24 protein-coding genes, 2 tRNA genes and 1 pseudogene are annotated in these 23087 nt (G+C 65.5%); 14 read left to right on the plus strand and 13 right to left on the minus strand.

Translation table 11 applies throughout. The features are described from left to right. From E5675_RS08185 to E5675_RS08205, 5 genes are all read right to left on the minus strand, one after another. Positions 1-1224, minus strand: coding sequence for a dihydroorotase (locus tag E5675_RS08185; protein WP_136174086.1), 1224 nt, complete (start codon positions 1222-1224; stop codon positions 1-3). Continuing rightward, a complete protein-coding gene (locus E5675_RS08190) occupies positions 1215-2210 on the minus strand; it encodes an aspartate carbamoyltransferase catalytic subunit (RefSeq protein WP_136174087.1) in 996 nt (331 codons plus the stop codon). Before E5675_RS08190 ends, E5675_RS08185 begins: the two co-directional genes overlap by 10 nt. Positions 2211-2223: 13 nt before the next feature. After that, positions 2224-2541, minus strand: a complete 318-nt coding sequence (locus tag E5675_RS08195) for a DUF1294 domain-containing protein (protein ID WP_136174088.1) — start codon at positions 2539-2541, stop codon at positions 2224-2226. 62 nt (positions 2542-2603) lie between these two features. After that, positions 2604-3062: a Holliday junction resolvase RuvX gene (ruvX, locus tag E5675_RS08200; protein ID WP_136174089.1), complete on the minus strand. Its 459-nt coding sequence runs from the start codon at positions 3060-3062 to the stop codon at positions 2604-2606. Between the two features lie 114 nt (positions 3063-3176). Further along, a complete protein-coding gene (locus E5675_RS08205; RefSeq protein ID WP_136174090.1) occupies positions 3177-4472 on the minus strand; it encodes a DUF3089 domain-containing protein in 1296 nt (431 codons plus the stop codon). Positions 4473-4668: 196 nt separating this feature from the next. Between E5675_RS08205 and E5675_RS08210 the strand changes: the two genes are divergently transcribed. From E5675_RS08210 to E5675_RS08240, 7 genes are all read left to right on the plus strand, one after another. Further along, positions 4669-6444 (plus strand): DUF4153 domain-containing protein, encoded by a 1776-nt coding sequence (locus E5675_RS08210; RefSeq protein ID WP_136174091.1) that lies wholly within the window; start codon positions 4669-4671, stop codon positions 6442-6444. A 218-nt stretch (positions 6445-6662) separates the two neighbouring features. Next, positions 6663-6965: an Asp-tRNA(Asn)/Glu-tRNA(Gln) amidotransferase subunit GatC gene (gatC, locus tag E5675_RS08215; RefSeq protein ID WP_136174092.1), complete on the plus strand. Its 303-nt coding sequence runs from the start codon at positions 6663-6665 to the stop codon at positions 6963-6965. Continuing rightward, complete coding sequence (gene gatA / locus E5675_RS08220; protein WP_136174093.1) at positions 6965-8446, plus strand: Asp-tRNA(Asn)/Glu-tRNA(Gln) amidotransferase subunit GatA; 1482 nt, start codon at positions 6965-6967, stop codon at positions 8444-8446. The genes gatC and gatA overlap by 1 nt, the downstream gene beginning before the upstream one ends. A 1-nt stretch (position 8447) precedes the next feature. Next, the gene (locus tag E5675_RS08225) at positions 8448-8822 is read left to right on the plus strand and encodes a hypothetical protein (RefSeq protein WP_136174094.1); all 375 of its coding nucleotides are present in this window, start codon (positions 8448-8450) and stop codon (positions 8820-8822) included. After that, positions 8822-10288 carry an Asp-tRNA(Asn)/Glu-tRNA(Gln) amidotransferase subunit GatB gene (gene gatB / locus E5675_RS08230; RefSeq protein ID WP_136174095.1) on the plus strand — a complete coding sequence of 489 codons (1467 nt, stop codon included), beginning with the start codon at positions 8822-8824 and terminating at the stop codon, positions 10286-10288. Before E5675_RS08225 ends, gatB begins: the two co-directional genes overlap by 1 nt. A gap of 87 nt (positions 10289-10375) precedes the next feature. Further along, positions 10376-10864, plus strand: a complete 489-nt coding sequence (locus E5675_RS08235; RefSeq protein ID WP_136174096.1) for a hypothetical protein — start codon at positions 10376-10378, stop codon at positions 10862-10864. 4 nt (positions 10865-10868) lie between these two features. Further along, entirely contained in the window at positions 10869-12209 is a 1341-nt protein-coding gene (locus tag E5675_RS08240; RefSeq protein ID WP_168707819.1) for an amidohydrolase family protein, read from the plus strand. Between the two features lie 211 nt (positions 12210-12420). Here the strand turns inward: E5675_RS08240 and E5675_RS08245 are convergent, their stop codons facing one another. Both E5675_RS08245 and E5675_RS08250 read right to left on the minus strand, forming a co-directional pair. Next, positions 12421-14118 carry an amidohydrolase gene (locus tag E5675_RS08245; protein ID WP_136174098.1) on the minus strand — a complete coding sequence of 566 codons (1698 nt, stop codon included), beginning with the start codon at positions 14116-14118 and terminating at the stop codon, positions 12421-12423. A gap of 116 nt (positions 14119-14234) precedes the next feature. Continuing rightward, the gene (locus E5675_RS08250) at positions 14235-14432 is read right to left on the minus strand and encodes a hypothetical protein (RefSeq protein WP_136174099.1); all 198 of its coding nucleotides are present in this window, start codon (positions 14430-14432) and stop codon (positions 14235-14237) included. 168 nt (positions 14433-14600) lie between these two features. On the opposite strand from E5675_RS08250, the gene E5675_RS08255 reads away from it, so the two are divergent. Beyond that, positions 14601-14685: transfer RNA gene (locus tag E5675_RS08255), tRNA-Leu, on the plus strand. Positions 14686-14773: 88 nt separating this feature from the next. Further along, positions 14774-16387, plus strand: a complete 1614-nt coding sequence (tig, locus tag E5675_RS08260) for a trigger factor (RefSeq protein WP_136176388.1) — start codon at positions 14774-14776, stop codon at positions 16385-16387. Positions 16388-16496: 109 nt separating this feature from the next. Here tig and E5675_RS21705 read toward each other — a convergent pair. After that, a pseudogene (locus E5675_RS21705) lies at positions 16497-16678 on the minus strand (hypothetical protein). Between the two features lie 67 nt (positions 16679-16745). Beyond that, positions 16746-17363 (minus strand): DNA-3-methyladenine glycosylase, encoded by a 618-nt coding sequence (locus E5675_RS08270; RefSeq protein ID WP_136174100.1) that lies wholly within the window; start codon positions 17361-17363, stop codon positions 16746-16748. A gap of 102 nt (positions 17364-17465) precedes the next feature. On the opposite strand from E5675_RS08270, the gene E5675_RS08275 reads away from it, so the two are divergent. Next, positions 17466-17783, plus strand: a complete 318-nt coding sequence (locus tag E5675_RS08275) for a 2Fe-2S iron-sulfur cluster-binding protein (RefSeq protein ID WP_136174101.1) — start codon at positions 17466-17468, stop codon at positions 17781-17783. 84 nt (positions 17784-17867) lie between these two features. On the opposite strand, the gene rlmB is transcribed toward E5675_RS08275, so the two are convergent. Continuing rightward, complete coding sequence (gene rlmB, locus E5675_RS08280; protein WP_136174102.1) at positions 17868-18635, minus strand: 23S rRNA (guanosine(2251)-2'-O)-methyltransferase RlmB; 768 nt, start codon at positions 18633-18635, stop codon at positions 17868-17870. Between the two features lie 80 nt (positions 18636-18715). On the opposite strand from rlmB, the gene E5675_RS08285 reads away from it, so the two are divergent. Both E5675_RS08285 and E5675_RS08290 read left to right on the plus strand, forming a co-directional pair. Then, positions 18716-18801 (plus strand) — tRNA-Tyr (locus tag E5675_RS08285). Positions 18802-19015: 214 nt separating this feature from the next. Continuing rightward, the gene (locus E5675_RS08290) at positions 19016-20221 is read left to right on the plus strand and encodes a site-specific integrase (RefSeq protein ID WP_247594834.1); all 1206 of its coding nucleotides are present in this window, start codon (positions 19016-19018) and stop codon (positions 20219-20221) included. 42 nt (positions 20222-20263) lie between these two features. On the opposite strand, the gene E5675_RS21960 is transcribed toward E5675_RS08290, so the two are convergent. Further along, entirely contained in the window at positions 20264-20647 is a 384-nt protein-coding gene (locus E5675_RS21960) for an AlpA family phage regulatory protein (RefSeq protein WP_348769825.1), read from the minus strand. 34 nt (positions 20648-20681) lie between these two features. Continuing rightward, on the minus strand, positions 20682-21122 hold the full coding sequence (locus E5675_RS08300; protein ID WP_136174103.1) for a DUF2285 domain-containing protein: 441 nt from the start codon (positions 21120-21122) through the stop codon (positions 20682-20684). Positions 21123-21166: 44 nt separating this feature from the next. Between E5675_RS08300 and E5675_RS08305 the strand changes: the two genes are divergently transcribed. Together E5675_RS08305 and E5675_RS08310 are read left to right on the plus strand one after the other, a co-directional pair. Beyond that, the gene (locus tag E5675_RS08305) at positions 21167-21397 is read left to right on the plus strand and encodes a DUF2274 domain-containing protein (RefSeq protein WP_136174104.1); all 231 of its coding nucleotides are present in this window, start codon (positions 21167-21169) and stop codon (positions 21395-21397) included. Further along, a complete protein-coding gene (locus E5675_RS08310; protein WP_136174105.1) occupies positions 21394-22083 on the plus strand; it encodes a hypothetical protein in 690 nt (229 codons plus the stop codon). The genes E5675_RS08305 and E5675_RS08310 overlap by 4 nt, the downstream gene beginning before the upstream one ends. A gap of 234 nt (positions 22084-22317) precedes the next feature. On the opposite strand, the gene arsH is transcribed toward E5675_RS08310, so the two are convergent. Next, on the minus strand, positions 22318-23085 hold the full coding sequence (arsH, locus tag E5675_RS08315) for an arsenical resistance protein ArsH (RefSeq protein ID WP_136174106.1): 768 nt from the start codon (positions 23083-23085) through the stop codon (positions 22318-22320). Between the last annotated feature and the right edge of the window lie 2 nt (positions 23086-23087).

The following is a 23087-nucleotide window of genomic DNA, read 5'->3' on the forward strand; positions in this document are numbered from 1 at the left end:
TCAGCGGATACGCTGCCCGCCCTTCCACATCATCGTCGCGCGGCCTTGCACCGGCATGCCGTCGAAGGGGGTGTTGCCCGCCCACGCCGCCATCTTTTTCGCATCGACCTGCCACGGGGTGCCGTCGTCGACGAGGATGAGGTCGGCCTCCATGCCCACCGCGAGGCTGCCGGCGTCGACGCCGAGCAGGGAGGCCGGGGTCGCCGCGAGCAGTTCGAAGAGGCGGCCGGGCGAGATATGGCCGTCGCGGACGAGGCCGAGGCCGAGCGCGAGCAGGGTTTCGGCGCCCGCCATGCCGGGCTGCGCCTCGGCGAAGGGGAGGCGCTTGTCCTCGGGGCCGCGCGGGTCGTGGCCCGACGACAGGATGTCGATCGTGCCGTCCTTGATCGCGGCGAGGCAAGCATGGCGGTCATCCTCCGAACGTAGCGGCGGCGACAGGCGCGCGAAAGTACGGAAATCGCCGATCGCGGTGTCGGAGAGCAGCAGGTGCGCAGGGGTGATGCCGCAGCGGACGGGCAGTCCCTTCGCTTTCGCGGCGCGGATCAGGTCGAGCCCGCGTGCGGTGGTGACCTGGCGGAAATGGACCGGCGCGCCGGTTTCCTCGACGAGCGCGAGGTCGCGGGCGATCGCCATCGCTTCGGCAATTGCGGGGGCCGAGGCAAGGCCGAGGCGGGTTGCCATCTCGCCATCGGTCGCGACCGCGCCCGCGGTGAGGCCCTCATCCTCGGCGTGGATGATCGTGACGAGGCCGAGCGAGGCAGCGTAGGAAAGCACGCGGCGCATCACGCCGCTGTCGGCGATGCGGGCGCGGCCGGTGGCGACGGCGCGCGCGCCCGCGCCTCTCATCAGGCCGATTTCGGCAAGTTCCTTGCCTTCGAGGCTCTTGGTCGCGGCAGCGAGCGGGTGGACCCAGAGGTCGGGCTTGCCGCCCTTCGCCGCGCGCTCGACGAGCCCTGCGCCGTCGAGCGGGCCGTTGTCGGGCATCAGCGCGGCGCGGGTGATGCCGCCGAAATGGAAGGCGGGCTTGTCCGTCGCGAAGACGCCAAGGTCGATGATGCCAGGGGCGAGCCATTGGCCCTTGGCATCGACCGTCTCGGTTCCGTCGGGAACTTCGGTCGGATCGAGCGCGGCGATGCGGCCATCGACCGCGAGCAGGCTGCCCGCGCGCGGTGCGTCGCCGTCGATGAGCTGCGCATTGACGATGTGGAGCGGTTTCAGTTCCATCCCGGCACTCCCCGCTTGCGGCGCGTCAATATGTCGAGGCACGCCATGCGCACCGCGACACCCATTTCGACCTGCTCGGTGATCGTCGAGCGGTCGGGATCGTCGGCGATGCTGCTGTCGATCTCGACCCCGCGGTTCATCGGGCCGGGGTGCATGACGATCGCGTCGGGCTTCGCCTTTTCGAGGCGCTTGGGGGTCAGTCCGTAGAGTGAGTGATATTCGCGCGCCGAGGGCAGATAGGCGCCATCCATGCGCTCGTTCTGGAGGCGGAGCATCATCACGACGTCGGCGTCCCTGATCCCTTCGTCCATGTCGGTGAAGGTGGCGACGTGCATCCGCTCCATCGCGGGCGGGGTGAGCGTCGGCGGCGCGACGATACGCACCTCGTTGCCGAGCAAGGTGAGCGCGAGGATGTTCGAGCGCGCGACGCGGCTGTGGAGAACGTCCCCGCAGATCGCAATGGTGAGCCCCTCGACGCGGCCGAGGCGGCGGCGGATCGTCAGCGCGTCGAGCAGCGCCTGCGTCGGATGCTCGTGGCGGCCGTCGCCGGCGTTGAGCACCGGGCAGTCGACCTTGTCGGCGATGAGCTGCACCGCGCCCGAACTGGCATGGCGGATGACGATCGCGTCGGCGCGCATTGCGTTCAGCGTCATCGCGGTGTCGATCAGCGTCTCGCCCTTCTTCACGCTCGACTGCGCGGCGTGCATGTTGACGACGTCGGCGCCGAGGCGCTTGCCCGCGATTTCGAACGACAGCAATGTGCGCGTCGAATTTTCGAAAAAGGCGTTGATGATCGTCAGGCCCGCGAGGCGGTCGTCATGCTTCGCCGCGCCGCTGCGGTTCAGATCGACCCATTCTTCGGCTGCGTCGAGGACGTAGGAAATCTCCCACGGGGTGAGCTGGGCGATGCCGGTCAGGTGGCGATGGCGAAAGGCATCGCCGCCGGGCGGATAGTCGCTGGCGGGTCGGATGGTGGAGCTTGTCATTAAAGCCGAGCGTTTAAGAGGCGGCGCGCCAATAGGCAAGCGCCGTAGCGGCGAGCGGATCGAGGAAACCCGCAAGCCAGAGCGCGAGCAGCAGGAGCTGGAGCCCGAGGTAGGCGAACATGGTCGCGGCAAAGGGCTGTTTTCGCGTCTTGTGGCGCACGGCGCGCGACGCGATCACGGTGCCCGCCGCGCCGCCGAAAAAGGCCCAGCCGAGCAGGGTGTTTTCGCTGATCCTGTCGTCGCCCTTTTCGGCGCGGCGCTTGTCGACAACCATCAGGACGAAGGCGGTCAGGTTCGCGAAGATCAGCCAATAAGCGAAATAACGGGCCATGCGGATCGCTTAGGCGCAAAATCTTAAGATGCCGCGTAGCGCCGGGCGCGCGGGGCAGGGCCTTAGCGCGTCATCGCGTCGATCGCGCCCTGCAGGATGAACGCCGCCGCGGCGCTGTCGACGCGTTCGGCGCGCTTGGCGCGGCTGACGTCGGCGGCGATCATCGCGCGCTCGACCGCGGCGGTCGACCAGCGTTCGTCCCAGAGCAGGAGGGGCAGGCCGAGCGGCGCGAGGTTGCGCGCGAAGGCGCGGGTGCTTTGGGTGCGCGGGCTGTCGCTGCCGTCCATGTTGAGCGGCAGGCCGACGACAAGGCCGACAATGCCGTGCTGTGCGACGAGGGATTTAAGGGTTTCGAAATCGACCGAAAATTTCTTGCGGATAATCGTCTTGTCGGGGGTCGCGAAACTCCAATTGGTGTCGCAGAAGGCGACGCCGATGGTTTTCGTGCCGACGTCCAGGCCGATCAGACGGCCGCCGTTCGGGAAGTTGGCGGCGAAGTCGGAGGCGGCGGTGGTGATCATGCTCCGCCTCCCTTACCCGCTTGTGTCGAGCGAAGTCGAGACACGCATGGGGCGCGCAAGGCTTCTGCGTGTCTCGACTTCGCTCGAGACGAACGGTTGAAAGCGGGACCCGGATCAGGTCCGGGTCGATAGCGGTGATGGCGTGGGCGGAGCTTCCGGCGCTAACGGTTTCGCAGGCGGCGGCACCGGCGACGGCTTGCCCTCATAGGTCGCGAGGCGGCGGAGCGCGTCGGCGCGGACATTCGCCCAGAAGAGGGTGATGTCGTAGACGTGGTAATTGTTGCCGGGGAGCACATAGCCCGCGACGACGTAGTTTTTCGCCACGTCGGCATCGCCAATCATCAGGAAGCCGCGCGTATCGTCGCATTGGGCGCCGATCTTGCCCGCGACCAGCGATCCCGATTTGAAGCCTTCGGTGGGTTTGAGCGTGCCGATATTCGCCTCGGAGGGTGCGGCGGTGTCGGGGATGCCGGTGAGCGGGTTGGTGCAGAGCATGCGGGTCCCGGCGCGCGGGCGGCCGTCGAAGCCGATGGTGCCATCATAGGCGTCGGTGACCATCACCGGGTCGGCGGGATCGGCGAAGCTCGCCCAGCTGAGGATGCAGGACTTTTGCTCGGGCGTCTGGCAGGCGGGCAGGCCGAGGCCGGCGATGTCGGTGTCGAGGCTGACCGGCCAGCCGATGATATAGGCCGCGACGATGCGCTTTGCGAGCGAGGTGCCCGCGATCCGCGTCTTGAGCAAGGTCGTGAGGTGGAGCGCGCCCTGGCTGTGACCCGCGAGGATGATCGGCTTGTCCTTCGGCTGCGCGGCGAGGAAGGCATCGAACGCTTCCTCGACGTCGCGATAGGCCGAATCGATCGCCTTGCCCGCGGTGACGCGGTCCTCGGCGAGAAAGGCGCCGAGCGTCGCCTGGCGATAGCGCGGCGCCCAGATTTCGCCCGCATCGGCAAAGGCGCTCGCCATGCCCTGCACGAAGAGATTGGCGCGATGGTCCGAATCGCGGTCCTCGAGCGGGGCGTTCCAGCTCGAGCGGCTGTAATAGCTGGTCGGGTGGACGAAGAAGACCGCGGCGTCGCCCCTTTCGAACCGCGCGTCTGTGGTCGATTGTGCCGCCTTCGCGGGCGGGATCAGCGGCGCCGCGGCTTTTTCGTCCGGAAGCTCGGTGCCGGGAGTCTCGCTGCCGTCGGCGGCGGGGCGCCAAGCCGAGGGGTCCTTTTCCATTCCCGGCCGCGCGAACCACATTTTGGGATCATCATAGGCGTTGGGTGCGACCGCGGCCTGCGGCTTGAATTCGGTGCTGGGGACGAAGGCGGTGCGCGCGATCCAGCCCGGGAACAGCTGGTACACGACCCCGGCGGCGAGGATGAGGAGGATGATCGCGGCGATGAAGTAGAGGAATTTGCGGGCCAAATCGGGGGCTCCATGGGAGAGGAATTGCTCCCATTCTAGCCGTTCGTGTCGAGCGAAGTCGAGGCACCCGTCGCCAGCGCGTGACCGCGGGGCATCTCGACTTCGCTCGACGCGAACGGAAAAGGGGGGAGGTTCCCGGTGTCTAGAGACGCGCATTTGGCTTGCCGCGCGCCGTGAAACAAGCCCAGATGTCGGCATGACCGATGCAGTAGCAGCCGGCGCCGCCGCCGATTCGCCCCTAAGGCCGTCCCATGTCTCTGCGCGTCTCGACGACAGCGACCCGCCCTGGCCGTTGCGCCCGTGGATCATGGCGGCGATCTGCGCCGCCGCGGGGCTCGCCTTTCACCTGCTGATCGACCATCCTTATGACGATGCGCTCGCGCATTGGCGGAGCGCGCTGGCGACGGGAATCGCGGCGTCGACGGTGGTGTTCGTGCTCGGCGTCGAACGGCGTCGCTGGCACTGGGCGCTGGGCTTCGCGCTCGGCTGGGGCGTGATCCTCGGGCTGATCGCGCGGACGACCGCGGCCTATAATATCCAGGGTAATCCGGTCGAATGGCCCTTCTGGTCGGGCATTCTCGCGGTGCTCGTCGCGACCCCGCTGTTCCAGACGCGGCGCGACGTCGCACCCGACTGGCGCTTCTGGAAGCTGTGGCAGATGCCCTATGAACGGCTCCACAGCCATGCGTGGACCGACGCAGTGATAGGCGCGGCGAGCCTGGCGTTCGTCGGCATCGCCTTCCTGCTCACCGTATTGATCGGGCAGATGTTCAAGCTGATCGGGATCAACCTGATCTTCGACCTATTGAACGACGAATGGTTCGGCTGGATGCTCGCGGGCGCGGCGTTCGGCGGCGCGGTCGGGCTGCTGCGCGAGCGCGACCGGCTGGTCGCGACCTTGCAGCGGCTGGTGATGATCGTGCTCGCGGTGCTCGCGCCGGTGCTCGCGGTCGCGCTGGTGCTCTTTCTGCTCTCGCTCGCGGGGACGGGGCTGCAGAAACTGTGGGATTCGGGCTTTTCGACCGCGGCGGTGATGATGGCGGTGGCGGCCTTCGCGGTGTTGCTCGCCAATGCGGTGATCGGCAACGGCGGCGATGACCGCGCGACGAGCCCGGTGCTGCGCTGGGCGGCGCCGGTGCTGGCGGTCGCGGTGCTGCCGCTCGCCGCGATCGCCTATTATTCGATGCACCTGCGCGTGGTCCAATATGGCTGGACCCCCGAGCGCATCTGGGGGGTGATCGCGGCGGGGATCGCGCTCGCTTACGGGATCGCGGGCCTGTGGGCGGTGGCGCGCGGGCGGCGCGGTTTCGACGACCTGCTGCGGCCGCTGCAACAGAAGCTCGCGATCGGGCTGGCGCTGCTCGCGCTGTTCCTTGCGTTGCCGATCCTCGATTTCGGGGCGATTTCGACGCGCGACCAGCTCGCCCGGCTGAAATCGGGGGCGACGCCGGTGGAAAAGTTCGACTGGGCGGCGATGGCGTTCGATTTCGGACCGAGCGGACGCGCGGCGCTCGCGGAGGTGGCGCGTTCTCCGCAAAAGGCGCGCGCCGACGCGGCGAAGTCGGCGCTGGCAGCGAAGAGCCGCTGGGATTTGAACGGGCCGCGCGGCGTGCTGTTGCTGAAGCCGTTGGCCGAGCGATTGCGCGTCATTCCCGAGGGCCGCGCCTTGCCCGCCGCGGCGCTCGACCGGGTTGCGGGAAGCTATATGTGCAGCCGCGCCAAGGCGTGCGTCGCGCTGTGGCTCGACGACAAAAGGATCGGCGTGCTGGGGCAGAATGAACCGGGCGATGCGCTGAATTTCGACTTCGTGACGCAAAATGATGCCGGCCAATGGGTGCAGGGCGATTGGGCCAAACCGGCGCCCGCAAAAAAGCCGGCGGTCGACCTGTCGACGGCGCGGATCGAGGTCGAGACGGTGACGCAGCGCCGCGTGCTGGTGGACGGGGAGCCGGAATCGGGGACGTTCGATTGAGGTGGCGAGCCTCGGATCTAGTCCGGGGCGTAGTGGAGGGGTGCGGGTTCGAGATCGAGCGATGACGTTTGGACGCGCCATCACCCCCAACCAACTTCGCCTAGCCGCTTCGCGACAAGGCTTCGTATCCTTCCCCCATCGAGGGGGAAGGGAATAAGGACGTTGAAGCGCGCGGGGCGGGATGCTAGCGGCGCGGCTTCGTTAAAGTTAGGGCGATCATGGCAATCGATCAGGCAACAGTAAGGAAAATCGCGTCGCTGGCGCGCATCGCGATCAGCGATGCCGAAGCCGCCGCGATGGAAGGCGAACTCAACGGCATTTTGGGCTGGGTCGAGCAACTCGGCGAGGTCGATGTGACCGGGGTCGAGCCGATGACCGCGGTGATTCCCAACATGCTGCGGCTGCGCGACGATGTCGTCGACGCCGACCCGCTGACCGGCGGCAACCGCCGCGACGATGTCCTCGCCAATGCGCCCGCGCCGCAGCACGGCTTTTTCGGCGTTCCCAAGGTAATCGAATAATGACCGAACTGACCAACCTGACCGTCGCCCAGATCCGCGACGGGCACCGCGCGGGCGATTTCAGCGCCGTCGAGGTCGCCGAGGCGTTCAACGCCAATGTCGCGGGCGCGAAGGCGCTCAACGCCTTCATCGTCGAGACACCCGAACATGCGATTGCGGCGGCGAAAGTGGCCGATGCGGACCGTGCGGCGGGGAAGCTGAAGCCTTTGTCGGGCGTGCCGATCGGGATGAAGGACCTGTTCTGCACCGACGGCGTCCAGACGACCGCGGCGAGCCATATGCTCGAAGGTTTCGTGCCGCGCTATGAATCGACCGTATCGCAGAAATTGTGGGACGCGGGTTGCGGGATGCTCGGCAAGCTCAACCTCGACCAGTTCGCGATGGGGTCGTCGAACGAGACCTCTTACTTCGGCAATGTGATCAGCCCGTGGAAGCGCAACGACGGCGGCAATGCCGCGCTCGCGCCGGGTGGATCGTCGGGCGGTTCTTCGTCGGCGATCGCGGCGCGGCTGTGCCCCGCGGCGACGGGAACCGACACCGGCGGCTCGATCCGTCAGCCCGCCGCCTTCACCGGCATTTCGGGGATCAAGCCGACCTATGGCCGCTGCTCGCGCTGGGGCATCGTGGCGTTCGCCAGCTCGCTCGATCAGGCGGGGCCGATGGCGCGCGACGTCAGGGACTGCGCGATCATGCTCGAGAATATGGCGGGCTTCGATCCGAAGGATGCGACTAGCCTCGACCTGCCGGTCCCCAATTGGGAAGCGGCTTTGTCGAGCGATCTCAAGGGCAAGAGGATCGGTATTCCCAAGGAATATCGGCTTGAGGGCATCGATCCCGACATCGACGCGATGTGGGATGCGGGCATCGCGATGCTGAAGGATGCGGGGGCCGAGGTCGTCGAGATTAGCCTGCCGCACACCAAATATGCGCTTCCGGCCTATTATATCATCGCGCCCGCCGAAGCGTCGTCGAACCTCGCGCGCTATGACGGCGTGCGTTACGGTTTGCGCGACCTGCCCGAAAAGGCGGGGCTGCAGGACATGTACGCCGCGACGCGCGCCGACGGTTTCGGGCCCGAGGTCAAGCGCCGCATCATGATCGGCACCTATGTGCTCTCGGCGGGCTTCTATGATGCCTATTATACACAGGCTCAGAAGGTTAGAACGCTGATCGCGCGCGATTTCGAGAAGGCTTTTGCAAGCTGCGACGTGATCCTCGCGCCGACCGCGCCGTCGGCGGCGTTCGGGCTGGGCGAAAAGATGGCCGATCCGCTGGCGATGTATTTGAACGACGTCTTCGCGGTCCCCGCGAGCCTCGCGGGGCTGCCGGCGATGTCGGTCCCCGCGGCGCTGAACCGCGAAGGGCTGCCGCTCGGCTTGCAGATCATCGGCAAGGCGTTCGACGAGCAGGGGGTGCTCAATGCCGGGCTGGCGATCGAGGAGCGTGCCGGGTTCACGGCGCGGGCGGAGAAGTGGTGGTAAGATGCTGTCATTTACGGAGGATGTAGCCCTCCGTCTTGACCAATTGTGCCGTCGCGAGCCGATCCACTGGATTGGCTTGGGGAGGCATGATTTTCAGTTTGCCTTTGAAGGCGTCAGCCGCATCGCTTGCTTCTTCAAGGTTTCGTTCTTCATTGATGGGAAGAGCTACGACTGGACTGAAGAGCCGCCGAGCGCGCCAATTTGGCGGCTTGTCGGTCAAACGCCGCAAAATGTTGTTCTGTTGGATGAATTAAGGCTTCGGATATCATTCTCGTCAGGTGATCATATCGACATTTTCTCGGATCATGCTCCATATGAGGCGGTGCTGATCGAGTTTGCGACAGATCACGATAAAATCGAATTGGAAGTGTTTTGATGAGCGACTATCGCATCAAGGGCGAAACCGGCGAGTGGGAGGTCGTGATCGGCCTCGAGGTCCATGCGCAGGTCACCTCCAACGCCAAGCTGTTCTCGGGCGCCGCGACGGCGTTCGGGGCCGAACCGAACACGCAGGTGAGCCTCGTCGACGCGGCGATGCCCGGCATGCTGCCGGTGCCGAACCGCGAGTGCATCCGCCAGGCGGTGCGCACGGGGATGGCGATCGAGGCCGAGATCAACAAATGGTCGCGGTTCGACCGCAAGAATTATTTCTACGCCGACCTGCCGCAGGGCTACCAGATTTCGCAGCTTTATCATCCGCTTGTCGGCGAAGGTTCGCTGACGATCGAGGAAGATGAAAAGGCGGGGATTCCCGAGCCCAAGCGCATCGGGATCGAGCGTATCCATGTCGAGCAGGACGCGGGCAAGCTGATGCATGACCAGCATCCGACGATGAGTTACGTCGACCTCAACCGTTCGGGGGTCGCGCTGATGGAGATCGTTTCGCGCCCCGACATGCGCTCGCCCGCCGAGGCCGGCGCCTATGTCCGCAAGCTGCGTTCGATCCTGCGCTACGTCGGATCGTGCGACGGCAATATGGAAGAAGGCTCGATGCGCGCCGACGTCAACGTTAGCGTGCGCAAGCCCGGCGACGAGTTCGGAACGCGCACCGAGACGAAGAACGTCAATTCGGTGCGCTTCGTGATGGCGGTGATCGAGGGCGAGGCAAAGCGGCAGGTCGAGCTGATCGAAAGCGGCGGCACGGTGGTGCAGGAAACGCGGCTCTACGACCCTGATCGCAACGAGACGCGGTCGATGCGGTCGAAGGAAGATGCGCATGATTACCGCTACTTCCCCGATCCCGACCTGTTGCCGCTCATACTCGACGATGCGTTTCTGGCCGAGTGCCGCGACAGCCTGCCCGAACTGCCCGACGCCAAGCGCGCGCGCTATCTGGCGGCCGGGATTTCGGCGTATAACGCCGACGTGCTGACCGCCGAGGTCGAGAGCGCGCTGTGGTTCGATACGCTGCTGGAAACCGGCGCGAAGCCGGCTGCGGCGGCGAACTGGGTATCGAGCGAGCTGTTCGGCGCGCTCAACCGCCTCGGCATGAGCTTCGACGACTGCCCGGTCACCCCGGCGCAGGCGGGCGAATTGCTCGGCCTCGTCGCCGACGGCACGATTTCGGGCACCATTGCGAAACAGGTGTTCGAAAAGATGCTCGAGAGCGGCGACGGCGCTGCGGCGATCGTCGAGCGCGAGGGGCTGAAGCAGACGAGCGACACCGGCGCGATCGAAACCGAAATCGCCAAGGTCCTCGCCGCCAATGAAGACAAGGTTGCGCAGTATAAGGGCGGCAAGGAAGCCCTGTTCGGCTTCTTCGTCGGGCAGACGATGAAGGCAATGCAGGGCAAGGCGAACCCGCAGGTCGTCAACGAACTGCTGAAGAAGGCGCTCGGCTGATCCCTTATCAGTGATCGCGTTCACAGCGAATCCGGCCGCTTCGCTGTCATGGCATTGAAATCAGTGCAGATATGATAGGAAGGGCGGATGATGATGAAGCGGATGATGGTTGCGGTCGGCGGCCCGCTGGCGATGATCGCGGGCGGCGCGACGAGCGCGGCGGCGGCGCCTGCGATCAACGACGGCTATGACTGGGCGATGCGCGTCAACGACGAGAGGCCGGTGCCCGACGCGATCCTCGCCTATGAGGTCGACGGCACCGATGACCAGCCGCTGAACTTCACCTGCGAGGAAGGCGGCGACCGCGTCTTTGCCGGAATTTCGGGCGGCGCGCCCGACCTGACGGCGATCACCCTCGAATCGGGCGACCAGCGCGTGCGGCTGACCGGGACGACCGAGACCGACGAAATGCCGACCTTTGCTGCGCAGGAAATGCCCGCGACCTTTCCCTTCTTTCGTGCCTTTGCCGCGAACGGCTGGCTGCGGATGACTGCCAATGGTGACACGGTCGACATGGCGGCGACGGCTGGCGGCAAGCAGGCGATTGCGCGTTTCGCCGCTTTCTGTGCTGGCTGACGCGATGCGCTACATGCTGCGCGCGCTGCTGACGCTGTGGCTGATCCTCGCCGGCGCTACACTCGCGCGGGCGGAGACGGTCGTATTCACCGACGTCAACGTCGTGCCGATGGACACCGAACGTGTGATTCCGCGCACGACGGTGATCGTTCGCGACGGGGTGATCGCCAGCGTCGGGAGCAAGGCGAAGCTGCCTGCAGGCACAAAGGTAATCGACGGGGAGGGCGCGTGGCTGGTGCCGGGGCTCGCCGACATGCACAATCATGTGACGACGCGCGACGACCTGACGCTGCTGCTCGCGAACGGCGTTACCACGATGCTCAACATGGGTGAGGCGGCCAATGCCTTTGCAGGACGCACGCGGATCGCGGTGAACAAGGGCGACGTGCCGGGACCGTATATCTTCACCGCCTTCGTCGTCGATAGCGACCCGCAATATGGCCATTTCGTCGTGCGGACGGCCGACGAGGGGCGTGCGATCGTGCGGCTGGCGAAGGCCAACGGCTACAGCTTCATGAAAGTTTATACGAACCTGTCGGCCGACGCGTTCGCCGGGATCGCCGACGAGGCGCAGCGCCAAGGAATCGGCGTCGTCGGGCATAATGTGAAGGCGGTCGGGCTCGCGAAGCAGCTGGCGGCGGGGCAGGCGATGGTCGCGCATGTCGAGGAATTTTTCTACGGTTTCTTCCCCGAACCGCCCGCCGACGATCAGAATGCGCCGCCCCCCGATGCGGGGATCGCCGACGCCATCGCGCTGGTGAAGGCGTATGGCGCCTTCGTGACGTCGGACCTGTTCAACTATCGCACGATTGCGGCGCAGTTCGGCAAGCCCGAGGTGGTGAGAGCCTATCTCGCGGCGCCCGAGGCACGATATTTGTCGCCCGCCGACCGGATCGGCTGGGCGCAGTCGGGCTATCAGAAAAAGGCGGTCGACCTGTCGCGCCGCGTGGCGTTCGAAGCGCGCTTTGTGAAGGCGATGGCCGATGCCGGCGTGCCGCTGATTACCGGCGGCGATGCGCCGACGATCCCGGGGCAGGTGCCGGGCTTCGCGCTGCACGAAGAGATCGACGCGATGCTCGCCGCGGGGCTGACGCCGTGGCAGGCGCTGTCGGCGGCGACGCGAGCGCCGGGCGAGTTCATCGCGAAGACAGTGCCGGGCGCGGCGAAGTTCGGCGTCGTGGCGCCGGGCTATCGCGCCGACCTGTTGCTCGTCGCCGAAAATCCGCTCGAAAGGCCAGCAACATTGCGGTCGCCGCTGGGCGTGATGGCGGACGGTCGCTGGCACGACGCCGCAGCGCTCAAGGCGATGCTCGCCGACGTCGCAGCGAAGCGCATCGTTCCCTAGAAGCGCCGCTGCCCTGCCGCCCAGTTGCCGACGTCGTAGCAGACGAGGACGAGCGAATTGGCGTCGCGATATCCCGGTTCGGTGGGCGGCGCGTGATGGTCGGCAGGCGGCGCATAGCCGCGCGACGGATACTCCGTTGCCGAAGCCGCGGCACTCTATCGCACCGCCGTTCGGCCACCAAGTGTCACCGGGCGGCGCATAAGGAAAAAGGTCAGCGCGAAGCGGCGCCGGCCGGCTGCCGCCAAACGCTGCGGCCCTCTTTGATGGTTTCCAGAACCTTGATGTCCTTGATCGCGTACCCCGGCGTCGTGAGCGGGTTCTTGTCGAGGATCACGAAGTCGGCGAGCAGGCCCGGCTTGATGCGGCCCTTGCGGTCCTCCTCGCGCGCCTGCCACGCGGGGCCGGTGGTGAGCGCCTGCAGTGCCTGATAGGCGCCGAGCCGCTCGCTCTCGCCGCTGACGACGCCGGTGGGCGAGACGCGCGCCATCGAGGTCCAGAGCATGAAGCGCGTGTCGAGCGGGGTGACGCTATAGTCGCTATGGTTGGACGCGATCAGCCCCGCGGCGCGCGCCGAGGCGAAGGGGCTGATGAAATCGACGACGTCCTTCGGGAAGTTGGTGCGGTGGACGTCGGCCCAATACCAGCTGTGGTTCGAGAAATAGGCGGGGCCGACGCCGATGCGCTTATAGGCGGCGAGCTGGTCGCGGCGCTGGAATTGCGAGTGGATGACGACCGGGCGGCGGTCGTCGGCGGCCTTGATCCCGAGCGCGTCGAAGCCCTTGATCGCCATGTCGATCGCGGCGTCGCCATTGGCGTGGACGAAGAGCTGCCAGCCGTGGTCGTGGACCTTGCGCGCGAGCGTTTCGAACTCCTGCTGCGTTACGATCGGCTGGCCGTGCCAGGGATGCGCGCCGTCGGGGCCGCCGCGCGCATAGTCGCGAGTGAAGAAAGCGGTGCGCGCCTGCGGGCTGCCGTCGAGGATGAACTTGATGCCCTGGCGTTTCACATGGCCCTCGTACGTGCCGAATTGCGGCGCGGGATCGGCGAGCAAGGCGTCGAGCCCGGTAAATATCGGCAGCAGGGCGAGGTCGATCTTGAGCCGTTCGCGCGCGGCGGCGCTGGTGAAGAAGGCGAGGTCGGCGGGCTGGGTCGCGCCGTCCTGCGCGTGCGTATAGCCTTCGGCGAAATAGCGCGCCTGCGCGGCGTCGAGCATCGCGAGCTTCTGCTCGGCGGTCGGCTGCGGCAGCGCGGGCAGCAGTCGGTACATCGCCTTTTCGAGCAGGACGCCGTTGAGGCGCCCGGAGCCGTCGCGCAGCATCAGCCCGCCGGGTTCGGGCTGGCTCGCGTCCGACAGGCCCGCGGCGGCGAGCGCGGGGCTGTTCGCGACGAGGCCGTGGAGCGAGATGTGGAGCAGCACGATCTTGTGGTCGGGCGATACGGCATCGAGCTCGGCGCGGGTGATGTGACGTTTTTCGGCAAGCGCCTCTTCATTATATTGCCAGACGATCACCCAGCCGCCCTTGGGAATGGCGCGCCGCGCGATATGGTCGCGAACGACGGCTTGCAGGCTGGGGATGTCCGTGACGGGCGGCAACGCCTTGTCCCAAAGGTCGAGCCCGCCCGCCATCTGGAGTGCGACGGCGAAATGCGAATGCGCGTCGATGAAGCCGGGGAGCATCGTCGCCCCCTGAAGGTCGTGGATCGCGGCGTCCTTGCCCGCCGCCCGGCGCGCCTGTTTTTCAGGGCCGGCGAAGGCGATGCGGTCGCCGGTCGTGACCACCGCCTCGACCACCTGCGGTGTGTCGCCATCCATCGTGACGATCGGACCGCCGCGGTAGAGCGTCGTTTCCTGCGCGGTGGCGGGCGATGCGGTTGCCACGAGCAACGCAATGGCGGCGGTCAATCTCATGTCTCTCTCCCCTGCAACGCATCGTGCTGAGCGTTGGGGAAGAGGTCAAGTATTGCTGAGCAACCTAATCTTCGTCATCCCCGCGTTCGAGGTAATGACGAGAAGGGAAGGGCCCATCAAACCTGCTGCGGCGGGACTTCGCTGGGGCCGCGGCCGGGTTCGTCGATATCGCCGCCGCCCGGGCGGCCGGGGACTTCGGCCGGCTGGCCGGCGGGATCTTCGAGCGGGGTCGGCTGCACCGGCTGTTCGGGCGGCGACTGCGGTTCGATCGTGTCGGGTTTGGGCTTGGGAAGCGGGTCCGGGTTGCTCGCCATCGTCATTCTCCTTGACCCGATCAACGAACGGACACGAAGCATGTTCCGCCCGCGGATTATCGCCCCTTGTGCCCCTTGCCCTCGGCCACGCGTCTGCTATAGCCCCGCGCGGCCCGCACGGGCGTGCGCGGCAGCGCGCGATTTCGTGCACCCGGCCGAAAAACACCTGCGGGCGTGGCGGAATTGGTAGACGCGCTGGTTTTAGGTACCAGTATCGCAAGATGTGGGGGTTCGAGTCCCTTCGCCCGCACCATTCTGCAATGCAGGCCGGGATCATGAGGAACTTCGCCATATTGGCGGGGTTCGGATACGAGATTTTGAGCAAGGATAAGACCAAGGCAATGAAGACCGTCGAAACGCTGAACGAAGGCCTGAAGCGCGAATATCGCGTCACGATCACCGCCAAGGATATCGACGCGCGCGTCGACGACGAGGTGAAGAGCATCGCCCCGACCGTCCGCATGCCCGGTTTCCGCCCCGGCAAGGTTCCGCCGAACCTGATCCGCAAGATGCACGGCCCCGCGCTGTCGGCCGACGCGCTCAACAAGGCGATCGACGCCGGCGTGCGCGACCTGATGGCGAAGGAAAAGCTGCGCCCCGCGTTGCAGCCCGCGGTGTCGCTGGCCGACGGCTATGAAAGCGGCAAGGATGCCGAAGTCACGGTCGCGCTGGAAGTGCTGCCCGAAATCGAAACTCCGTCGATCGACGGGCTGAAGCTCGAGCGCCTGACCGTTCCCGCCGACGACAAGGCGGTGATGGCCAAGATCGAGGAATTCGCCGCGCAGATGAAGCGGTTCGAAGAAGCGCCGAAGACCAAGAAGGCCTCCCAGGGCGACCAGGTCATCATCGACTTCGCTGGCAGCGTCGACGGCGTCGCCTTCGACGGCGGCACGGGCGAGGACATGGCGGTCGAAATCGGCTCGGGCCAGCTGATCCCGGGTTTTGAAGACCAGCTTGTCGGCGTGAAGGCGGGCGACGAAAAGACCCTGAAGGTCACTTTCCCCGATGAATATCCGGTCGAAAATCTGAAGGGCAAGCCCGCCGAATTCGCCGTCACGGTGAAGGAAGTGAAGGTTCCCGCGGCGTCGAAGATCGACGACGAGTTCGCGAAGACGCTCGGCCTCGAAAGCCTCGACAAGCTGAAAGAGCTGATGAAGGATCAGGTCGAGCAAGAGCTCAACGGCCTGACGCGCACCTATATGAAGCGCAAGCTGCTCGACCAGCTCGCCGCGAGCCACGACTTCGATGTGCCGCCGACGATGGTCGAGGCCGAGTTCAACCAGATCTGGCAGCAGCTCGAGCATGAAGCGAGCCACGAGGAAGATCCCGAAGCGGCGAAAGCCGAACTCGAGAACGATCGCGACGAATATCGCAACATCGCGGTGCGCCGCGTCCGCCTCGGCCTGCTCCTTTCGGAGATCGGCCAGGCACATGGCGTTCAGGTCAGCAGCCAGGAAATGCAGCGCTTGGTCATGCAGGCGGCGCAGCAGTATCGCCCCGAGGACCGCCAGCGTTTCGTCGAATATGTCCAGCAGGACGCACTCGCCGCCGCGCAGCTCCGCGCGCCGCTCTATGAGGACAAGGTCGTCGACTTCCTGTTCGAAAAGGCCGAGATCAGCGACCGCGAAGTGACGCGCGAAGAAATCGAAGCCGCGATCGAAGCCGATGACGACGGACATGTCCACGGCCCGGGCTGCGGTCACGACCATGACCATGATGCGAAGCCCGCGAAAAAGGCGGCGGCGAAGAAGCCCGCCGCCAAGAAGGACGCGGTGAAGGAAGAGGCCAAGGAAGAAAAGGCCGAGGCTCCCGCCAAGAAGGCGCCGGCGAAGAAGGCTGAAGCCAAGGCCGAGGACAAGCCTGCGGCGAAGAAGGCGGCTCCGGCAAAGGCCGCGGCCGAGAAGGCCGAGCCCGCCAAGAAAGCCCCGGCCAAGAAGGCCGCGGCGAAGAAATAAGCTTCGGCTGCAATCAACAAAAAAAGGCCGGGTGGGGGATGCTCCGCCCGGCCTTTTTGTTTGGAGCTAACTCCCTCCCTCGTCATTCCCGCGAACGCGGGAACCCAGTTCAACCTAACGGATCAAAGCCAAAGTCTTCGGCAAGGTCGCGCCAATCGGGGTTGGCGCTCTCGATCAGTTCGAGCTTCCACGCGCGATTCCATGAGCAAGATTGGACGTGACGCCAAGGTAGAGCGTGCCATTGCGGCGCGAGGCAAGGAGGTAGACGGTCGGGCTGAAGCTCTCGTGCATCGACGGCGCTACTGGGTTCCCGCTTTCGCGGGAATGACGAAGAAGGGAGGGGCTATTCGCTTCACCCTCAAATCACGTCCATATTATAACAATGCCAGCTGAAGATCGCCGCCGCGCCGCGGTGCGGGCGCCAGGCTTCGGCCAGTTCGCGCGCATGTTTCTCGCTCGGGCGCGCGCCCAGTTGGAGAATGCGGCCGACGGCTTCCTGCACCGCGAGGTCGCCCGCGGGCCAGATGTCGGGGCGGCCTTCGGCGAAGAGCAGGTAGATCTCGGCCGACCAGCGGCCGATGCCCTTGACGCGCGTGAGCAAGGCGATCGCTTCCTCGTCGTCGGCGGGGAGGGCGTCGAAGGTCAGTTCGCCGTCGAGGATCAGCTGCGCGAGGCTTTTGGCATAGCCCTGTTTCTGCCCCGACAGGCCGCAGGCGCGCAGCGTGTCGAAATCGGCGGCGGCCATGACCTCGGCGGGGCAGCCTTCGCCGAACTGCGCCTCGAGCTTGTTCCAGATCGAGGTTGCGGCGGCGACGCTGACCTGCTGGCCGACGATGGTACGAAGAAGCGTCGTATAGCCCGGTGCGCGGATGCGCGGCTCGGGATAGCCAGCGTTGCCGAGCGCGCGCGCGAAATTGGCGTCGCGCTCCGCCAGCGCGTCGATTCCCGCGTTCAGCTGCTGCTGGCTGAGACCCATCGCATATTCTCCTTTTGTTCCTTGGGTAGCTGATAGCAACGCTTGATTTGCCGTGCAACGCGCGACATAGCGCCTGCGACAAGAAAGAGATGAGGGACTAGCATGGCCAAGCTGATTGTCGTGACGCGCGACGGGACCGAGCATGAGATCGAAGGCGACACCAGCCTGACCGTGATGGAAAATATCCGCGACGCCGGTTTCGACGAATTGCTCGCGCTGTGCGGCGGCTGCTGTTCGTGCGCAACCTGTCATGTACATGTCGAAGCGGGCGACAAGGATGCGATGCCCGCGATGAGCGAGGACGAGAACGACCTGCTCGATTCGACCACCGACCGCGACGACAATTCGCGCCTGTCGTGTCAGATCCCGTTCAGCGATGCGCTCGACGGTCTCCGCGTGCGGATCGCGGCGGAGGATTGACCTATACGTCGCCCCCGCGAAGGCGGGGGCCGCTGTCGGCCTTGAGTAACATCTCTAGCGGCCCCGCCTTCGCGGGGGCGACGGTTATTTACTCGCCGTCGCGACCGCGTAGAGCGCGATCGCCGCGGCGTTGGAGATATTGAGGCTTTCCATTCGCGGCGAGATGGGAAGTTTTGCCAGCACGTCGCAATGCTCCATGACATTGTGGCGCATCCCGTCGCCTTCGGAGCCGAGCACCAGCGCGACCTTGCTGCCGTCGAGCGTCGATCCCAGCGTCGTATCAGTGTCGCCCATCAGCCCGATGCGCCAATATTGCGCCTCGGCGATTTCCTCCAGCGCGCGCGACAGGTTGACGACGCGCACCCACGGCACGGTTTCGAGCGCGCCCGACGCCGAGCGCGCAATCACGCCGCTTTCGGGTGGGCTGTGGCGGTCCTGCGTGATGATCGCGGCGGCGTCGAACGCCGCGGCCGAACGGAGCACCGCGCCGATATTGTGCGGGTCGGTAACCTGATCGAGGATGATGAGCGGGCGCTTGCTGTCCGCGTCGCTTTCTTCCTGCAGCAGGTCGCCGAGATAGACGCTTTCGAGTGGGTCGACTTCGATCACCAGCCCCTGATGCGGGGCGTCGCGGGCGACGAGTCGCGCGAGGTCGGTGACATCGGCGTAGGAAATGGGAATCACCGGCGGCAGGTCGAGCTGGCCCAATGCTTCGCGCGTGCCCCAGATGCGCTTGACCGTGCGTTCGGGGTTGGCGAGCGCGGCGAGAACGGCGTGGCGGCCCCAGAAACGGACGGCCTGACCGCGTTGATTTCCGCCTGACGGGCGGCGATGTCGGGAAAATTGTCTCATAAGGCGCGCCTTTCCCACGACCGCCATTGACAGGCAAGCCTCGTTTCGCCATTGGGCCACTTCCCAAAGCGGGCCCCGATGGACAGGTGGCCGAGTGGTTAAAGGCAGCAGACTGTAAATCTGCCCGGGTTTCCGTACGCTGGTTCGAATCCAGCCCTGTCCACCACCCTCTGGTCCGAGGGCATTTCCTAAAATCGCTGGAAGCCGCGGAAATCCTAGGGTATTATCCCTCGGTCGTTCCTCTGCATCTCATCGCAGATCACTGCAGCGCAGTGAAAAGTGTGGGGAGAATGTGGGGGTAAATTTTTCGACCCCTAAGAATCGGGCTTCCGAGTGTGGGGGTAAAAAATTGGGTTAACCCTATGAAAAAGCTTACGGCTTTGGCGGTCAAGGCAGCATTGGCGAATCCCGGCACGTATCAGGACGGCGACGGGCTGTTTCTGAAGGTCGATAAGCGGGGAGGGGCCTCTTGGCTTCTTAGGCTGCAACGTGACGGCAAACGCCAGGATATCGGCTTGGGCAGCGCCAAGCTGCTTCCTCTTGCGGAGGCGCGTGAGAAAGCCAATGAACTTCGCAAGGCGGTCAAGATCGAGGGTCGCGATGTGTTGGCGGAAAGGAAGGACGAAGCCGCCGCCAAGGTGACATTCCGGGAAGCGGCCCGCCAATATCATAGCGAGAATGCGGCAGGCTGGAAAAGCGTCATCTATGCCCGCCAATGGCTTGCGGCCCTCGAGAGCCATGCTTTCCCGAAATTGGGCGACCTTCCGACCGGGAGAATCTCCGCGGCGGACATCATCGATGTGCTGTTGCCGATATGGCAGGAGATTCCCGAAACGGCGCGTCAGGTTCGCAACCGAATCTGCGTCGTCCTGGATTATGCCCACGCGAAAGGCTGGCGCTCCAGCGAAGCCCCGTCGGGCAACGGCAGCTTGAAAGCCGGGCGCGGATTGCCCCGCCAAGTCAAATCGCGCGAGAATCGCAAGGCGATGCCTTACAGCGCGCTGCCCGACTTCATGGTCGCCTTGCGTCGAAAGCCAGCATTCGGGCGGCTGGCGCTCGAACTGCTCATCCTTACAGGCGTGCGCAGCCAGGAGGTTCGGCTCGCGACATGGGATGAGTTTGATTTCGAAGGGCGCCTCTGGGCCATTCCGGCCGACCATATGAAGCGGGGCAAGGCGCACATGGTGCCGCTATCCGACGCGGCTCTGGCGGTGCTCGCCAAAGCGAATGCCTTCCGGCTTCCCGATACCGATGTCGTTTTTCCGGGCGTGGCCGGAAAGCCGATGTCGGACATGACGCTGCTCAAAGTGCTGCGCGACATGAAGGAGCCGTTCCATGTGCACGGCTTTCGTTCCACATTCACCGACTGGGCGGCCAATGAGGATTTTCCCGATGCCGTGGTGGAAGCGGCGCTGGCTCACAAGACACCCGACGCCGTGCAGGCGGCCTATCGGCGTACAACCTATCTTGGCACGCCGACCCAGCCGGGCGCGCGTGTCAGGCTGATGGAGGCGTGGGGAAGCTATTGTGCCGGAGGCGCTGCCGGGGCGGTGCTGCAAGACCCCGATGGACGCAGCCTCGATTAGGCGTGCATCGGTGGCATCACACCGCAGCCAGAGGTCGCGCAACTACCGGTTTTGAAAGCGGCGGTGCTCAACTTCGCGGCGGAGCGTCGGCATTGCCCGCCCGCTCGCTGAACCGCTCGGCCATCCAGCTCTGAACCTCCGACCGCGCCATGCGACGCATCGGCGTGTGAGCTGAAGCTGACGGGGAAAGCTGCCGTCGCTGATTTGCCGGTAGAGCGTCGCGCGGCTGAGGCCGGTCCGGTCAAGCACGCTTTGCATTCGCAGAAATCGTTCGGGTTCCATGACATATCCTGTCTTCGCTTTGACGCTCCCCAATCCGATCTGGATGTGCATGATCCGCCCATCAAGCCTCGGGAGCCGGTTATGGGCGGGCGTGCAGCGATGCTTCGTCCTGTCGCCGGCGGGTGCTGCAGGCCGTTCCGCCATGCGACATCGTGCACGACCCTGCCGGCGCGTACCGTCAATCGAACCATGGACCGCTGAGCGGCGCGGCAAGATAGCGGCGCGCGGCGCGCACGAGCCTTTGCACCCTCAGGCGATAGGAGGCGCTTTCGATCCGCCATCGCTCGGGGGCTATGGCATGCCGGAACAGCGCGCGCGCTATCGCCTGCTGAGGCGCGCCTTCAAGAAGTGCGTCTCCGACGCGCAGTTCGAGGATCCACTGCGCCGCGCGCCGCTCGCGGGGCAAAAGCGATGCGGGCAGCCGCCCTTTCCGGGCGAGGAGGACGAACTGCCGGAGCGCCTCGAGATTCGGTATTGCCGATGCGAGACCCGTCACGCGATGCTCGACCAGGGTCGGCCCGCCAAGCAGCGTGCCGTCGTGAAGGTCGAGGCGAACCGCCCAGTGCCCGTCGCTGAGCAGCCAATGTTCCACATGCGCCGCATCAACCTCGACCGGCATAGCGATATCATATTGCGGCCCTGGCAGGCGCGGGGAGGCTGACGATGGCCGGTATCAGCCTCAGGCAATTGCCCGATCGAACACCGGTCAAGCTCGCGATCAACCTCATGCCTGACCTCCACGCGACGATCGGCGAATATGCCGCTTTCTATCACGAGCAATATGGCCGCGAAGAATCCGTCGCCGACCTGATCCCCGCGATGCTAGCGGCCTTTCTCGACAATGACCGGGTATTCCAGCGGTTGCGCCGAGAACGGAGAGGAACGGGGGGATGATGATCGCCTATGCTTCGCGCACCTGTACGCGCCGCAACCTCGATGCCCTGCGCCGTGCCGGGTGGAGGCTGATGGTGTCGGCCCGCGGCGCGCTGCGGACGGAAGGATTCCGCTATGCCCTCGACAATGGCGCATGGACTTCGTTCCAGCGCGGCGAGCCGTTTGACGAAGCCGCGTTCGAGCGCGCTATTGCCCGGCTCGGCGCCGATGCGGATTGGATCGTCGTGCCCGACATCGTCATGGGCGGCATGGCATCGCTGAAATTTTCGCGGACCTGGCTCGCCCGGCTCCGCAATCGTCGTTCCCTTGCCAAGGCGCGCTTCATGGTCGCTGTCCAGAACGGCATCATGCCCGCGCATGTCCGCGATCTGGTGGGGCCGCGCGTCGGGGTCTTCGTCGGCGGCGATACCGAGTGGAAGCTGGCGACGATGGCGGGTTGGGCACGGTTCGCACGCGCGCGCGGCGCAATATGTCATGTCGGCCGGGTCAACAGTGCGCGGCGCATCCGGCTTTGCGCGGCGGCCGGCGCCCACAGCTTCGACGGATCGGGCGTGTCGCGGTTTGCCGAGGCGCTACCGCCGCTCGATCTCGCGAGGCGGCAGGCCGATTTCGAAGGTTGGCTCTCGCGAGACGAAATCGCGAGTCTTGCTCCCGGTTCCTCGATGCCGAAACGATGCAGGGAATGAGCATCGAGGAGCGCGAGCGAACTGCGTTGGTAGCGCAAGATCTTGCCGGCCGAGCCGCTCAGCTTACGCATCGCCGATGCTATGAAGTTCACCGGCATTCCGTACTCGACCCTTTATGAGCTGATCGGGCAAGTACCATCGACACCGTCAGGATCGGCCGATCGACCTTCATTCTCCACGCGAGCTTGAAGCGTCTCTTCGAGAAAAGTTGAACCGCCCGGCTGTTCTTTGATCTCACGCGGCCGATGTCGTCCCGGGAATTCCGGCCATCTCGGCGGGCGTAGGAACCGGCTCGTTTCGGTCCTTGCGTTCCGAATAGCGGTCGACGAGTTGGTCGGCGTGGCCGCGCGTGAGCACGGTGAACCGCACGAGTTCCTCGGCGACGTCGACGATCCGGTCATAGTAACTCGACGGCAGCATGCGGCCCGCTTCGTCGAACTCCTGCCAGGCCTTGGCGACGCTCGACTGGTTGGGAATGGTAATCATCCGCATCCAGCGGCCAAGGATACGCAGCGTGTTGACGCTGTTGAACGACTGCGACCCCGCCGACACCTGCATCACCGCGAGCGTGCGACCCTGCGTCGGACGGAGGCCCTTGTAAGCGAGCGGAAGATGGTCGACCTGCGCCTTCATGATGCCGGTGATCTGGCCATGCCGCTCGGGGCTGCACCAGACCTGGCCTTCGGACCAGATGGAATGCTGCCTCAGCTCCTCAACCGCCGGATGATCGTCGTCGGCGATCTGGTCGGGCAAGGGGAGGTCGGAGGGATCGAAGATGCGCGTCTCGCAGCCGAAGAGCTGGAGCAGGCGTGCCGTCTCCTCGACGACGAGCCGCGAATATGAGCGTTCGCGCAACGAGCCGTAGAGCAGCAGGATGCGCGGCGCCGGATCGAGCGGTCCGAGGCCGAGCGCCGGCTGCGCGCGAAGAAATTCCGGGCTGAGCGCCGGGAGATGGTCCGGGTCTGAGAGTGTCCGAAGGCGGCTGTGGGCTTGTTCTGTCATGA

Origin of the sequence: Sphingopyxis sp. PAMC25046 (assembly GCF_004795895.1) — a bacterium.
GTDB lineage: Bacteria > Pseudomonadota > Alphaproteobacteria > Sphingomonadales > Sphingomonadaceae > Sphingopyxis.

What these genes read in the sequence shown, in the direction of transcription:
- E5675_RS08185 (WP_136174086.1), bottom strand. Translation starts at nt 1,224, where the DNA reads ATGGAACTGAAACCGCTCCACATCGTCAATGCGCAGCTCATCGACGGC.
- E5675_RS08190 (WP_136174087.1), bottom strand. Translation starts at nt 2,210, where the DNA reads ATGACAAGCTCCACCATCCGACCCGCCAGCGACTATCCGCCCGGCGGC.
- E5675_RS08195 (WP_136174088.1), bottom strand. Translation starts at nt 2,541, where the DNA reads ATGGCCCGTTATTTCGCTTATTGGCTGATCTTCGCGAACCTGACCGCC.
- ruvX (WP_136174089.1), bottom strand. Translation starts at nt 3,062, where the DNA reads ATGATCACCACCGCCGCCTCCGACTTCGCCGCCAACTTCCCGAACGGC.
- E5675_RS08210 (WP_136174091.1), top strand. Translation starts at nt 4,669, where the DNA reads ATGACCGATGCAGTAGCAGCCGGCGCCGCCGCCGATTCGCCCCTAAGG.
- gatC (WP_136174092.1), top strand. Translation starts at nt 6,663, where the DNA reads ATGGCAATCGATCAGGCAACAGTAAGGAAAATCGCGTCGCTGGCGCGC.
- gatA (WP_136174093.1), top strand. Translation starts at nt 6,965, where the DNA reads ATGACCGAACTGACCAACCTGACCGTCGCCCAGATCCGCGACGGGCAC.
- E5675_RS08225 (WP_136174094.1), top strand. Translation starts at nt 8,448, where the DNA reads ATGCTGTCATTTACGGAGGATGTAGCCCTCCGTCTTGACCAATTGTGC.
- gatB (WP_136174095.1), top strand. Translation starts at nt 8,822, where the DNA reads ATGAGCGACTATCGCATCAAGGGCGAAACCGGCGAGTGGGAGGTCGTG.
- E5675_RS08235 (WP_136174096.1), top strand. Translation starts at nt 10,376, where the DNA reads ATGATGATGAAGCGGATGATGGTTGCGGTCGGCGGCCCGCTGGCGATG.
- E5675_RS08240 (WP_168707819.1), top strand. Translation starts at nt 10,869, where the DNA reads ATGCGCTACATGCTGCGCGCGCTGCTGACGCTGTGGCTGATCCTCGCC.
- E5675_RS08245 (WP_136174098.1), bottom strand. Translation starts at nt 14,118, where the DNA reads ATGAGATTGACCGCCGCCATTGCGTTGCTCGTGGCAACCGCATCGCCC.
- E5675_RS08250 (WP_136174099.1), bottom strand. Translation starts at nt 14,432, where the DNA reads ATGGCGAGCAACCCGGACCCGCTTCCCAAGCCCAAACCCGACACGATC.
- tig (WP_136176388.1), top strand. Translation starts at nt 14,774, where the DNA reads ATGAAGACCGTCGAAACGCTGAACGAAGGCCTGAAGCGCGAATATCGC.
- E5675_RS08270 (WP_136174100.1), bottom strand. Translation starts at nt 17,363, where the DNA reads ATGGGTCTCAGCCAGCAGCAGCTGAACGCGGGAATCGACGCGCTGGCG.
- E5675_RS08275 (WP_136174101.1), top strand. Translation starts at nt 17,466, where the DNA reads ATGGCCAAGCTGATTGTCGTGACGCGCGACGGGACCGAGCATGAGATC.
- rlmB (WP_136174102.1), bottom strand. Translation starts at nt 18,635, where the DNA reads ATGAGACAATTTTCCCGACATCGCCGCCCGTCAGGCGGAAATCAACGC.
- E5675_RS21960 (WP_348769825.1), bottom strand. Translation starts at nt 20,647, where the DNA reads ATGGCGGAACGGCCTGCAGCACCCGCCGGCGACAGGACGAAGCATCGC.
- E5675_RS08300 (WP_136174103.1), bottom strand. Translation starts at nt 21,122, where the DNA reads ATGCCGGTCGAGGTTGATGCGGCGCATGTGGAACATTGGCTGCTCAGC.
- E5675_RS08305 (WP_136174104.1), top strand. Translation starts at nt 21,167, where the DNA reads ATGGCCGGTATCAGCCTCAGGCAATTGCCCGATCGAACACCGGTCAAG.
- E5675_RS08310 (WP_136174105.1), top strand. Translation starts at nt 21,394, where the DNA reads ATGATGATCGCCTATGCTTCGCGCACCTGTACGCGCCGCAACCTCGAT.
- arsH (WP_136174106.1), bottom strand. Translation starts at nt 23,085, where the DNA reads ATGACAGAACAAGCCCACAGCCGCCTTCGGACACTCTCAGACCCGGAC.